The 13,161-nt window shown below is 62.3% G+C and carries 11 protein-coding genes and 2 tRNA genes; 5 read left to right on the plus strand and 8 right to left on the minus strand.

Annotated features, from left to right (window positions below):
* Positions 1-17: 17 nt before the first annotated feature.
* The 5 genes from clpX to ACFQ6H_RS29295 form a co-directional block, all read right to left on the minus strand.
* The gene (clpX, locus tag ACFQ6H_RS29275) at positions 18-1,298 is read right to left on the minus strand and encodes an ATP-dependent Clp protease ATP-binding subunit ClpX (RefSeq protein WP_003944582.1); all 1,281 of its coding nucleotides are present in this window, start codon (positions 1,296-1,298) and stop codon (positions 18-20) included.
* Between the two features lie 358 nt (positions 1,299-1,656).
* Positions 1,657-2,319: an ATP-dependent Clp protease proteolytic subunit gene (locus ACFQ6H_RS29280; RefSeq protein WP_003944539.1), complete on the minus strand. Its 663-nt coding sequence runs from the start codon at positions 2,317-2,319 to the stop codon at positions 1,657-1,659.
* 48 nt (positions 2,320-2,367) lie between these two features.
* Complete coding sequence (locus ACFQ6H_RS29285; RefSeq protein ID WP_007730960.1) at positions 2,368-2,955, minus strand: ATP-dependent Clp protease proteolytic subunit; 588 nt, start codon at positions 2,953-2,955, stop codon at positions 2,368-2,370.
* Between the two features lie 216 nt (positions 2,956-3,171).
* Positions 3,172-4,545, minus strand: a complete 1,374-nt coding sequence (tig, locus tag ACFQ6H_RS29290) for a trigger factor (protein WP_378546718.1) — start codon at positions 4,543-4,545, stop codon at positions 3,172-3,174.
* Between the two features lie 132 nt (positions 4,546-4,677).
* Positions 4,678-4,751 (minus strand) — tRNA-Pro (locus ACFQ6H_RS29295).
* 395 nt (positions 4,752-5,146) lie between these two features.
* Between ACFQ6H_RS29295 and ACFQ6H_RS29300 the strand changes: the two genes are divergently transcribed.
* Positions 5,147-5,220 (plus strand) — tRNA-Gly (locus ACFQ6H_RS29300).
* Positions 5,221-5,414: 194 nt separating this feature from the next.
* Positions 5,415-6,197 carry a DUF1542 domain-containing protein gene (locus tag ACFQ6H_RS29305; RefSeq protein ID WP_378650347.1) on the plus strand — a complete coding sequence of 261 codons (783 nt, stop codon included), beginning with the start codon at positions 5,415-5,417 and terminating at the stop codon, positions 6,195-6,197.
* Here the strand turns inward: ACFQ6H_RS29305 and ACFQ6H_RS29310 are convergent.
* Positions 6,194-6,991, minus strand: a complete 798-nt coding sequence (locus tag ACFQ6H_RS29310) for an Fpg/Nei family DNA glycosylase (protein ID WP_378650340.1) — start codon at positions 6,989-6,991, stop codon at positions 6,194-6,196. The genes ACFQ6H_RS29305 and ACFQ6H_RS29310 overlap by 4 nt on opposite strands.
* Before the next feature lie 15 nt (positions 6,992-7,006).
* The gene (locus ACFQ6H_RS29315; RefSeq protein WP_003944571.1) at positions 7,007-7,480 is read right to left on the minus strand and encodes a ribose-5-phosphate isomerase; all 474 of its coding nucleotides are present in this window, start codon (positions 7,478-7,480) and stop codon (positions 7,007-7,009) included.
* Between the two features lie 100 nt (positions 7,481-7,580).
* Between ACFQ6H_RS29315 and ACFQ6H_RS29320 the strand changes: the two genes are divergently transcribed.
* Positions 7,581-8,459: a M48 family metallopeptidase gene (locus tag ACFQ6H_RS29320; RefSeq protein ID WP_283304110.1), complete on the plus strand. Its 879-nt coding sequence runs from the start codon at positions 7,581-7,583 to the stop codon at positions 8,457-8,459.
* Here ACFQ6H_RS29320 and ACFQ6H_RS29325 read toward each other — a convergent pair.
* On the minus strand, positions 8,447-9,070 hold the full coding sequence (locus ACFQ6H_RS29325; RefSeq protein WP_378650341.1) for a DsbA family protein: 624 nt from the start codon (positions 9,068-9,070) through the stop codon (positions 8,447-8,449). The genes ACFQ6H_RS29320 and ACFQ6H_RS29325 overlap by 13 nt on opposite strands.
* A gap of 166 nt (positions 9,071-9,236) precedes the next feature.
* On the opposite strand from ACFQ6H_RS29325, the gene ACFQ6H_RS29330 reads away from it, so the two are divergent.
* Positions 9,237-10,472 (plus strand): NAD(P)/FAD-dependent oxidoreductase, encoded by a 1,236-nt coding sequence (locus ACFQ6H_RS29330; protein WP_378650343.1) that lies wholly within the window; start codon positions 9,237-9,239, stop codon positions 10,470-10,472.
* A 65-nt stretch (positions 10,473-10,537) separates the two neighbouring features.
* Positions 10,538-13,117, plus strand: a complete 2,580-nt coding sequence (gene pepN / locus ACFQ6H_RS29335; protein ID WP_378650345.1) for an aminopeptidase N — start codon at positions 10,538-10,540, stop codon at positions 13,115-13,117.
* Positions 13,118-13,161: the final 44 nt, after the last annotated feature.

Consider the following 13,161-nt stretch of genomic DNA (forward strand, 5'->3'; position numbering starts at 1 on the left):
CAGTCGTTTCAGAGTTTCTACGCCGTCTTGTCGCGACGCTCGCCACGTTCGGGCTTACGCGGAACGATGGTCGGAAGTACGTTGTCGTTGACGGTCTCCGCGGTGACAACCACCTTTTCGACGTCGTCACGGCTGGGGATGTCGTACATCACCGGAAGAAGAACTTCTTCCATGATGGCGCGCAGGCCACGAGCACCGGTTCCACGCAAAATCGCCTGATCGGCGATCGCGTCGAGCGCCTCTTCGGTGAACTCGAGTTCGACGCCGTCCATGTCGAAGAGTCGACGGTACTGCTTGACGAGAGCGTTCTTCGGCTCCGACAAGATCTGAACGAGGGATTCCTTGTCGAGGTTGGTCACCGACGCGATCATCGGCAATCGGCCGATGAACTCGGGGATCAGACCGAACTTGATCAAATCCTCCGGCATGACCTCGGCAAAACGATCGACCGTATCCAGTTCTGCCTTGGACCGAACCTCGGCGCCGAAACCGATACCGCGCTTGCCGACACGATCGGAGACGATCCGCTCGAGACCTGCGAAAGCGCCCGCGACGATGAACAGTACGTTCGTGGTGTCGATCTGGATGAATTCCTGGTGCGGGTGCTTACGGCCACCCTGCGGCGGGACACTCGCCTGCGTACCTTCGAGGATCTTCAGCAGCGCCTGCTGAACACCTTCACCGGACACGTCACGCGTGATCGACGGGTTCTCACTCTTGCGAGCGATCTTGTCGACCTCGTCGATGTAGATGATTCCGGTCTCGGCGCGCTTGACGTCGTAGTCGGCCGCCTGAATCAGCTTGAGCAGAATGTTCTCGACGTCCTCACCGACATAGCCGGCCTCGGTCAACGCCGTCGCGTCGGCGATGGCGAACGGGACGTTGAGCATCTTTGCGAGAGTCTGCGCGAGGTACGTCTTGCCGCAGCCGGTGGGGCCGAGCATCAAGATGTTGGATTTTGCGAGCTCAACCGTCTCACCCCGCGCATCACGGCCTTTGTCGCCGGCCTGGATGCGCTTGTAGTGGTTGTAGACGGCCACGGCCAGTGTCCGCTTGGCGGAGTCCTGACCGATGACGTAGTTCTCGAGGAATTCTCGGATCTCCGCAGGCTTGGGAAGCTCGTCGAGCTTGACCTCGCTCGACTCGGCCAATTCCTCTTCGATGATCTCGTTGCAGAGGTCGATGCACTCGTCGCAGATGTACACCCCGGGTCCTGCAATGAGCTTTTTGACCTGCTTCTGACTCTTACCGCAGAAAGAGCACTTGAGCAGATCCCCGCCGTCGCCGATGCGTGCCATCTCGTGAGGTCCCTACTTTCCTTCATGTACGTGCGCTCGCCGCCACTCGATCGGTCGAGATGCTCCGCAGTACGTCGGTAGTTGTCGGATCAGCGTTGTCAGATCAGACAAACTGATCAACAAACTGATCGAACAAATCTGGTCGAACAATCGCAGAACGCCGGTCGAGAACCAGCCCGTGAAGTGACGGTACCCGCAGATCCCGAACGGGGTCGACCTGTTCTCGGCGTTTCGCCTGCGGATAAAAAAGAAAAGTGCCGAGATTTCGGCCTGGCAAGCCTTCCACCTGGCACTTCTCGACGTGTCCGCCTCGTGTCGGGAATCGGGATACAGATCCTCGACACGAGGCGGAAATCGACTACTTCTGTGCGCTGAGCTTCCGGTAAGCGAGCACGTCGTCGATGATCCCGTACTCCTTGGCCTGCTCGGCCGTGAGGATCTTGTCGCGATCGGTGTCGACGCGAATGGTCTCCGGATCCTTGCCCGTGTGCAGCGACAGCGTGCTCTCCATGAGTCGACGCATACGCTCGATCTCCGCAGCCTGGATCTCCAGATCGGAAACCTGACCCTGGATGCCGCCCGTGGCCGGCTGGTGGATCAGAATACGCGAGTTGGGGAGCGCGAAGCGCTTGCCCGGCGTACCACCGGCGAGAAGCACGGCAGCTGCCGAAGCAGCCTGACCGAGGCAGACGGTGGAAATGTCGGCACGGACGTACTGCATCGTGTCGTAGATCGCCATCAGCGCGGTGAACGAACCACCGGGCGAGTTGATGTACATGGTGATGTCGCGGTCCGGATCCTGCGATTCGAGAACCAGCAACTGCGCCATGAGGTCATTGGCGGAGACGTCGTCGACCTGCGAGCCGAGGAAGATGATGCGCTCCTCGAACAGCTTGTTGTACGGGTCGGACGTCTTGACGCCGTAGCTGGTCTGCTCCGTGAACTGGGGCAGGATGTAGCGCGATTGGGGGCCTGACGGCGCCTGGCCGCCCAGCGAGTTAGCTCCGAAAAGATTGGTCATCAGTTCTCCAAAGTATGAATTGGGCAGCGAAAGGACGGACGAACCGGCTCAGTTGCCGGTGCCGCCGGCCTGATTCGCACGGGAGACGACGTGGTCGACGAAGCCGTACTCGAGAGCTTCCTTCGCCGTGAACCAACGGTCACGGTCGGAGTCCGCGGTGATCTGCTCGACCGTCTGACCGGTGTGCTGAGCGATCAGCTCGGCCATTTCGCGCTTGGTGTGCTTGAACTGCTCAGCCATGATCGCGATGTCGCTGGCGGAACCACCGATACCGGCGGACGGCTGGTGCATCATGATGCGGGCGTGAGGCAGTGCGTAACGCTTGCCCTTGGTGCCGGCCGAGAGGAGGAACTGACCCATCGACGCCGCAAGGCCCATGCCGAAGGTGGCGATGTCGCACTCGGCGAACTGCATGGTGTCGAAGATCGCCATACCGGCGGTCACGGATCCACCGGGCGAGTTGATGTAGAGCGAGATGTCTCGCGTCGGGTCCTCGGCCGAGAGCAGCAGGATCTGTGCGCACAGCTTGTTGGCGATGTCGTCGTCGACCTGGGTACCGAGGAAAATGATGCGCTCTCGCAGCAAGCGCTCGTACACCGAGTCGCTGAGGTTCAACCCAGCGGTCGCTGAAGTCATGGCGGGACTCTGCAAAGTCTCCAGGTGATTGGAAGTCACGGTACCTGCCTTCTATGTGGATCTACTTGTGCGGTGGATCGTCTATGCGAAACACTTCTACTGACACAGACAGTAACGAAGTAGGGCGGCACCGGAGTCCCGGTGCCGCCCTACTTCGCTCAAAGCGGAAAACTCAGTGCAGTCGATCGTGGTGAAAACACCCGTCCGCCTGCGTTTTTACTTGTCTTCGCTCTCGGCGGAATCAGACGCATCCGCTTCGATTTCGTCTTCGCTGCTGCCGAAAAGCTCTGCGGTGTCGACAACGGCACCGGAGGTGTCCTTGACACCGGCCGACTCGACGACGGACGCGAGCGCCTTGCCGCGACGGACGTCTGCGAAGACGGCGCCGAGCTGGTTGGCCTGCTGGATCTGCTGGATGAACTGCTCCGGAGCCATGCCGTAACGCTGCGCCTGGAACAGGATGCGCTCGGTGAGCTCGTCCTGACCGACAGTGACGTTGCCCGCATCGGCGATCGAGTCGAGCAGGAGCTGCGTCTTGACGGAGCGCTCAGCGGCTTCCTGGGCATCCTTGTCGAACTCTTCGCGGCTGCTGCCCTGCTCTTCGAGGAGCTTGTTCAGTGCCTCTTCGTCGTGATCGAGACCGTGAACGGCGTCGTGCAGTGCAGCGTCGACCTCGGCCTTGACGACGGCCTCCGGCAACGGAACCTCGACGGTCTCGAGCAGCTGCTCGAGAACCTTGTCGCGGATCTGACCGGCCTGCTCGACCTTGCGGACGCGTGCGACGCGCTCACGGAGGTCTGCCTTCAGTTCTTCCAGGGTGTCGAACTCGCTGGCGAGCTGAGCGAACTCGTCGTCCTCAGCCGGAAGCTCGCGCTCCTTGACCGTCTGCACGGTCACGGTGACAACAGCTTCCTTGCCTGCGTACTCGCCGGCGACCAGCGTCGACGTGAAGTCCTTGGACTCGCCGGCCTTGAGGCCGATGATGGCTTCGTCGAGGCCCTCGATGAGCTGGCCCGATCCGACCTCGTGCGACAGTCCGCTCGCGGTTGCCTCGGCAACGTTCTCTCCGTCGACGGTGGCCGACAGATCGATGGAGACGAAGTCGCCGTCCTCGACTGCGCGGTCGACGCCGGTGAGGGTGCCGAAACGCTGACGCAGCGAAAGCAACTGCTCTTCGATGGCTTCGTCGGTGATCTCGATCGGATCGACCTCGACGTTGATGGAGCTGAAGTCAGGGAGCTCGATCTCGGGGCGCACGTCGACCTCGGCGGTGAACTCGAGGAGCTCGCCGTCTTCGATCTTGGTGACCTCGATCTCGGGCTGGCCGATGGCCTTCACGCCGGCGCTGGTGACAGCCTCGGAGTAACGCGACGGCAGAGCGTCGTTGACGACCTGCTCGAGCACAGCGCCGCGACCGACACGTGCTTCGAGGAGGCGGGCCGGAGCCTTGCCGGGACGGAAGCCGGGGAGACGAATCTGCTGCGCGAGGGCCTTGTAGGCCTTGTCGAAATCAGACTTGAGTTCCGCGAAGGGCACCTCAACGTTGATACGGACTCGCGTCGGGCTGAGCTGCTCGACGGTGCTCTTCACGAAACTTCGCTCCTTCGTCTGGTCTTGCTCACAACTTGTGTTGAATCGGTACTGCTGTGTGTTCGGTACTGCTGTCTGGCGCGGCACTTCACTCCCGGACTTACTGGAGGTGAAGTGCCATGTACGTACTTGTCGGGATGACAGGATTTGAACCTGCGACCCTCCGCTCCCAAAGCGGATGCGCTACCAAGCTGCGCTACATCCCGTTTCCGATCACATGAAACACACGATACGGCCATCCGAGGCCACTAAGACAGCGGGCCACAAAGGCAGCCACCATCGGTGACCGCGCACAACCCTATCGCGCTCACTACTCTCTCACGAACCCGACCGCCATTTGTACACGGCCCGGCTGTCGACCCCGTCAGTATGTCATCCGACGGCAGCCACATACAGCCTTGCCTCAATTGCCATTCAGAGCCGGAATCAGAAGCCGCGCCTGCGGCCGAGACACCCCGACTCGCCGAGCAATTCGCCAATTCCCCAGGTGAACGACGGTCTCGAACTTCTCCGACCCCCCGATTATGAAATCCGGTGGGGCATTGGGTACAGTTTCGTATCGCAGACGACGAACACGGCGATCCCGAGTTGTCGTATGCACGGGGATGTAGCTCAATGGTAGAGCCTCAGTCTTCCAAACTGATCACGCGGGTTCGATTCCCGTCATCCCCTCCATCAGGAGGGAAACTCCACAAAAGATCCGCATCGGCCCAGCCGGTGCGGATTTTTTGTATTCCGACTTTGTCCACTCAGACCACTCCCCTGCGGTCCGTATCCTGGAGTTGTCCGGATCGATTCTGCTCGGGAGGCCACTCGTGACCACGATTCTTCTCATACTCGTCGTTCTGGCCGTAGTCGTATTTCTGGTCATGAAAAGCCAGCAACGCGGTTCCGGCCACAGCGCAACACAACTCGACGACGCGAAAGCCGATGCCCGGCAGGCGATCGAACGCCTCGGCGGTCAGGTCTACAACCTGACCGGCAGTGACGACGCCTCGCGCCAAGCCCTCGCCGACGCAGGCGAACGGTACAACGCCGCAGGCTCGCAGATCGACCAGGCCGCAACGCCGGTTCAGGCCCGTCTCGCGAAACAGACTGCCCTGGAAGGGCTTTACTACATCCGCGCGGCACGGGTGGCGATGGGCATGGATCCGGGACCGGAAGTTCCCTCCATCGACGGACAGAAGGCTGCGGGTTCTGTCACCGAAGACCGCGAGGTCGAATTCGAGGGCCGCAAGGTCGCCGCATCACCCAATCCGTCTTCGCACACACCCAACTACTACCCCGGTGGACGAGTCGCAGGTCGCCCGGTCCCGGCCGGCTGGTACTCCGAGCCTTGGTGGAAGCCTGCCCTCGTCGCCGGCGCCTGGGGTCTGGGTTCGATGATGCTGTTCTCGACCATGTTCTCCGGAATGGCCGGGGTTCCTTACGGCGCAGAAGCTTTCGCCCAGGGTGGCGATCCCGGCGCCGATACGGGAGCCGGCGACTCCGGCGATCAGGGCATGGACGCCGGTGATTCCGGTGCGGACCAAGGAAGTATGGACAACACGGATTACACCGCAGACGGCGGCTACGACGGTGGGGGCAGCGACTTCGGGGACTTCGGTGGCGGCGATTTCGGTGGCGGGGACTTCGGCGGCTTCGACTTCTAAGCCGACTGACACACCGGGCACCAGAACAGGTTTCGTGCCTTCATGACGGAATGCAGGATCGGTGTGCCGCACACGCGGCACGGCGATCCTGCTCTTCTGTAGACGTAAGTCCGCGGACGATCTTTTGCGTACGCCGGATCGCCGTTGTCGTGCTCGGCGCGAACGACGTGCATCTTCCCTCGTCTGACACTGACTTTCATCAATTCGACAAGGTCTGCCCACATGGCAGTCCACTCGTCGTGAGAGACGAGATTTCCTTCTCGTTCGGGGTTGATTCCGTGGCGAAAGAGAAGCTCGGCGCGATAAACGTTGCCGACACCTGCGAGGACCGCCTGGTCCATCAGCAGGGCGCCGATTGCCGTCTTGGACTTCGAGATTCGCATCCAAGCCTTCTGCGGATCCGCGTCGCGGCGCAGTGGGTCCGGCCCGAGCCGGGCTTCTATCGCGGCGACCTGAGGCGGTAGCAAGACTTCGCAGGCGGTGGGACCACGAAGGTCGGTGCCGAAATCGGCACCGACCATTCGCATCCGGACCTGGCCTACCGGTTCTTCCATCGGCAGGGTGGCGTCGGTGAACTTTCCGTACAACCCGAGGTGTACGTGAACTGTCAATCCGTTGTCGTACGTATGCCAGAGGTGCTTTCCCCAGGCATCCGATGACGTGAGTACGTGTCCGTCCACCAGGCGCGCGTCATCGGCGAACCTGCCTTGCGGACTGAGGACGCGGACCGGTGAACCGACGAACTTGCGGGCATGCAACCGTGCCAGCCGGTGCAGGGTATGACCTTCAGGCACGGAACAACTTTCGGATCAGGCTTGCGGCAGAGCCGGTGCGACGCCGGTCTTCTCGTACTCGGACAGGATGTCGATACGACGCTGGTGGCGCTCTTCACCCGACCATGCGGTGGCGAGGAAAGCGTCGACGATGGCAAGCGACTCCTCGAGCGAATGCATACGTCCGCCGATGCCGATCAGCTGAGCGTTGTTGTGCTCGCGGGCCAGCTTCGCCGTTTCGACGCTCCAGGCGAGGGCGCACCGTGCGCCGGGAACCTTGTTCGCTGCGATCTGCTCCCCGTTGCCACTGCCACCCAGGACGATTCCCAGGCTGCCCTCGTCGGCGACGACGCGCTTTGCGGCTTCGATGCAGAAGGCCGGGTAGTCGTCCACGGCGTCGTACTCGTGAGCACCACAGTCGATGGCCTCGTGGCCGTTCGCTTTCAGGTGTTCGATGATCTCGTTCTTACGTTCGAATCCGGCATGGTCGGCACCCAGGTATACGCGCATGGCGACAATTCTCTCAGGCCCGACCAGCCGGGCGCACCCGGGTCGACGTCACACTTTCAGGAGCACACATCGCCGTGCGAGCGCACCTATCGTGGTGCCCATGTACCCCGCCAACGCTCAGGCCGCTGCACCCGCCGTTCGCGTGTCACCGGGTAGTGACGCGGTTCGCCACCCGTGGGAAATCCCGCTACTCGTGCTCGCGGTTCTGACGACGGTCGTCACCTATGTGGTGGCGATCGTTCTGATCGCTGCGGGTGATCTGTCGACGTGGATCCTCGTGGTGCTCGCCGCTCCGATCTTGCTGTTCCTCGCGCGAGGTCAGCTGTACGGGTCGCAGCAGGTCAACGGAATCAAGATGACGCCTTCGCAATTTCCGGAGGGGTATCAGCTGGTTGCGGAGGCTGCCGCACGGTTCGGAATGAAAACTCCGCCGGATGCCTACGTCGTGCTGGGGAACGGACGGATCAACGCATTTGCGTCGGGGCACGGATTTCGCCGGTTTGTCGTCGTCTACAGCGACCTGTTCGAAGTCGGTGGGCAGGCACGCCAGCCCGACGCGCTCGCGTTCATCATCGGCCACGAGGTCGGTCACATCGCTGCCGGACATGCGTCGTACTGGCGTCAGTGGGGACAGTTCGCGTCGAACTACATTCCGGTGATCGGGTCTTCGCTGTCGCGTTCCATGGAGTACACGGCGGACAACTTCGGTTTTCACATGCGCCCACAGGGCGCTCCTGGCGCGATGGGCGTCCTCGGCGCGGGCAAGTATCTGGTCGGCCTGGTCGGGTTCGACGAACTCGCCGATCGCGCGACACTCGAATCCGGGTTCTTTCCGTGGTTCGTCAACATCTTGTCGTCGCACCCGGTGCTGACCTGGCGTGCGGCCGCGCTTCGCAACCGCACGCACTCAGGTCATCTGTTCTTCCGGCCCGGTCAGCTCTACCGAAATCCGGCGCTCACTGCTGCTCAGTCGAACTGAGGATCCTCGTTGCGGGTCCGCTTGAGCTCGAAGAAGTGGGGGTAGCCGGCCAGCGCGACTGCGCCGTCCCACACCTTGCCTGCGTCCTCGCCGCGCGGGATGCGCGAAAGCACGGGGCCGAAGAACGCCACACCGTTGACATGAATCGTCGGGGTTCCGACGTCGGGTCCGACGGCGTCCATGCCCTTGTGGTGGCTCTCGCGCAGAGCCTCGTCGTACTTGTCGGTGTCGGCGGCCTCGGCCAGCTCGGATGGCAGGCCGACCTCGGCGAGGGACGACTTGATGACGTCGGCGAAGTCCTTGTTTCCCTCGTTGTGAATCTTCGTACCCATCGCCGTGTACAGCGGCAGAAGGATCTCGTCACCCTTCAGCTGCGCTGCAGCGATAGCGACGCGGACCGGTCCCCAGGCCTTGGTCATCATCTCGCGGTACTCGTCTGGCAGGTCGCGACCCTCGTTGAGAACCGCAAGGCTCATCACGTGGAACTTGGCCTCGATGTCGCGGACCTGCTGGGCCTCGAGAATCCAGCGCGAGGTGATCCAGCACCACGGGCAGAGCGGGTCGAACCAGAAGTCAGCAGTATCCGTGGTCTTGCTCGAGGTTGCGCTCACGAAGAAACTCCCTATCAGTTCATGTCGGTCAGGTCATATCAGTTCGGGGACATACTCCCGTCCTGCCAACAATCATGAACCCGCAATCCTTCCCGCGCTTTCCCCCGAACCACCTTCCGATCGCAGTAGTGTCGAAAAGAAACGAGTGCGAAGGAGTGGTTCAGTAGTGAGCACCAACCGGAGATTCGTGATCGTCGGCGGCGGGCTCGCGGGCGCAAAGATCGCAGAAGCCCTGCGTGAGCGAGATTTCGACGGTGAAATCACCGTCTTGAGCGAAGAAGACCACCTTCCGTACGAGCGGCCACCGCTGTCGAAAGAGTTCTTCGCGGGAAAGAAAACACTCCCCGAATTCACCGTCCACGACGGCGAGTGGTTCCGCGACCATCGCGTCGATCTTCGACCGGGAACCACGGCAACGGCGATCGACACCGCTGCACACACCGTCTCATTTCCGGACGGTTCCACGATCAGCTACGACAAGCTCGCCTTGGCCACCGGCTCACGTTCGCGGCGCCTCGACATCCCGGGGTCCGACGCCGAGGGCGTTCACTACGTGAGAACAGTCGATCAAGCCGCTGCGCTGCTGCGCACCCTGGCCGCCGACAAGAAACTCGTCGTGATCGGTGCGGGCTGGATCGGTCTCGAAATTGCCGCGTCGGCTCGCGGTTTCGACGTCGACGTCACCGTGCTCGAACATGCCGGCCTCCCGCTCGAATCGACGCTCGGCCCGGAAATGGGTGAGGTCTTCGCCGCGTTGCACCGCCAGAACGGCGTCGACTTGCGCACCAGCACGGACGTCAGCGCAATCTCCGTCGACGGCGAACGCGCCTCGGGTGTCACCTTGAGCGATGGAACCGTGATTCCCGCCGACGCCGTGTTGATCGCTGTCGGCGCATTGCCCAACACCGAATTGGCGTCGGAGGCGGGTATCGACGTCGACAACGGAGTTCTCGTCGACGCCGGTCTGCAGAGCAGCGACGCCGACGTCGTCGCGGTGGGAGACATCGCGGCCGCACAGCATCCGATCCTGAATGCACGAATTCGGGTGGAGCACTGGGCAAACGCGCTCAACCAACCCGAGACGGCCGCAGACACCATGTTGGGGCGGCCCGCCGAGTACGTGCGCATGCCGTATTTCTTCACCGATCAGTACGACCTCGGTATGGAATACGTGGGTCACGCACCGCATGGCGCGTATGCCCGTGTGGTCACTCGCGGTGACGTGGACAAGCGCGAGTTCCTGGCGTTCTGGATCGATTCCGCGAACAAGGTACTCGCCGGCATGAACGTGAACATCTGGGATGCCGGTGACGCCATCAAGGAACTGGTCGCATCTTCGCGCCCCGTAGATCCGGATCGGTTGGCCGATCCGCAGATTCCGCTGGCAGAAGTGTCCGCTTGAGTAAAGCTCTTCTCTTCGTGATGGGATGGACGTAATAGATCCGCACCATCAACGAGGAGATCTTTGTGGTCGCACCGAACCTGACACGCGAAACCGCAGCGCAACGGTCAGCAATCCTGACCGTCGAGAACTACCTGATCGAACTCGATCTCACCGACGGCAACGACGCACCCGGCGAGGAGACGTTCTCTTCGAAGACCACCGTCACGTTCACGGCTACGGCCGGGGCAAGCAGCTTCATCGACATCGTCGCTGCCCGAGTCCATTCCGCAGTCCTCAACGGAACGGCACTCGACGTCTCCGGTTACGACGAGTCGACGGGCATCAGCCTGCCAGACCTCGCCGCCGACAACGAGTTGGTCATCGAGGCCGATTGCATCTACTCCCACACCGGCGAGGGACTGCACCGATTCGTCGACCCGACCGATGACGCCGTCTACCTCTATTCACAGTTCGAGACGGCTGACGCCAAGCGCATGTTCGCGTGCTTCGATCAGCCTGATCTGAAGGCGACGTTCGACGTCCGCGTCACCGCTCCCACGTCGTGGAAAGTCATCTCCAACTCTGCGGTCGTCGAGACCCTCGCCGCCGATCCCGGCAAGCACGTCTTCCGGACCACCCCGAAGATGAGCACGTACCTGGTGGCGCTCATCGCCGGTCCCTACGCCCACTGGACCGACAACTACTCCGACGATCACGGCGACATTCCACTCGGAATCTTCTGCCGCGCTTCGCTGGCCGAGTTCATGGACGAAGAGCGGCTCTTCACCGAGACCAAGCAGGGATTCGACTTCTACCACCGCAACTTCGGTGTTCCCTATGCCTTCGGCAAGTACGACCAGCTCTTCGTCCCCGAATTCAATGCGGGCGCGATGGAGAACGCCGGCGCCGTTACCTTCCTCGAGGACTACGTCTTCCGCTCCAAGGTGACCCGCTACTCGTACGAGCGTCGCGCCGAAACCGTGCTGCACGAAATGGCGCACATGTGGTTCGGCGATCTCGTCACGATGGCGTGGTGGGACGACCTGTGGCTCAACGAGTCGTTCGCGACCTTCGCTTCGGTCCTGTGCCAGACCGAGGCCACGGAGTACACGAACGCGTGGACGACGTTCGCCAACGTCGAGAAGTCGTGGGCCTATCGCCAGGACCAGTTGCCGTCGACGCACCCGATTGCCGCGGACATTCCGGACCTGGCCGCCGTCGAGGTCAACTTCGACGGCATCACCTACGCCAAGGGCGCCAGCGTCCTCAAGCAGTTGGTCGCCTACGTCGGACTCGAGCCGTTCCTCGCCGGACTGCGTGAATACTTCCGTGAGCACGCCTTCGGGAACGCAACCTTCGACGATCTACTGGGTTCACTCGAAAAGTCCTCGGGCCGTGATCTTTCCGACTGGGGTCGGCAGTGGCTCAAGACCACCGGCCTGAACATCCTGCGACCCGACTTCGACGTCGACGCGGACGGAAAGTTCACCCGCTTCGCCGTCCTGCAGGACGGTGCTACCCCCGGCGCCGGTGAGCGTCGAATCCACCGGATCGCCATCGGAATCTACGACGACGTCGACGGCAAGTTGGTGCGCACCCATCGCGTCGAACTCGACCTCGATGCTGCGGAAAGCACGGTTGTTCCCGAACTTGTCGGCGTCGCCCGCGGTGCACTCGTGTTGGTCAACGACGACGATCTCACCTACGGCTCCGTGCGACTCGATCCCGAATCGTTGGCGACGGCGATCGAGCGGGTCGGCGACATCACCGACTCACTCCCCCGCACCCTGGTCTGGTCGGCGGCGTGGGAAATGACCCGCCAAGCCGAACTGAAGGCACGCGACTTCGTCGCACTGGTCGGACGCGGAATCAGTTCGGAGACCGAAGTCGGTGTCGTGCAACGCCTCTTGCTCCAAGCCCAAACCGCCATCGGTTCCTATGCCGATCCCGACTGGGCCGAGGCCGAAGGCTGGACTAGCTTCGCCAATCGGTTGCTCGAACTCGCACGTGAGGCAGAGGCCGGGTCCGACCACCAGCTGGCATTCGTCAACGCACTCACCGGTGCTGCGCTCTCGCCGTGGCACACCGAGGTACTGCGCGAATTGCTCGATGCCGATCCCTCCACCGTCGGGCTCGACGGCCTGATCGTCGACACCGACCTGCGCTGGCGCATCGTCGGGGCACTCGCAGCTGCCGGCGAGATCGACGCCGAAGGAACCGCAACGCCGTTCATCGACGCCGAAGCCCAGCGTGACCCGACCGCTGCGGGCGCTCGTCAAGCCGCGGCCGCCGCGGCCGGACGTCCGCAGGCCGCTGTCAAGGAAGAGGTCTGGGCGAAGGTCGTCGGCGACGACTCGGTGCCGAACATCACCGCGCGATCGATCATCGGCGGGTTCGCTCGCGAGGGTCAGGACGAACTGCTCGAACCCTTCGTCTCCCGCTACTTCGCCGACATCGCGGCGGTGTGGGAACGACGCTCGAGCGAGGTGGCACAAACGGTTGTCATCGGGCTGTACCCGGCGTGGTCGATCTCCGAAGAATCCGTCGCGGCAGCAGACCGATTCCTCGAAGGCGACATCCCTCCCGCATTGCGCCGTCTGGTCGTCGAAGGCCAGGCCGGTGTGGTTCGTTCACTCGCAGCACGAAAGTTCGACGCGAGCTGACATGCGAAAGGCCGGTGCCCGCTTCGATTCTCACGAATCGAAGC

This window comes from Rhodococcus sp. NPDC056506, from assembly GCF_042794945.1.
Classification (GTDB): Bacteria; Actinomycetota; Actinomycetes; order Mycobacteriales; family Mycobacteriaceae; genus Rhodococcus_F.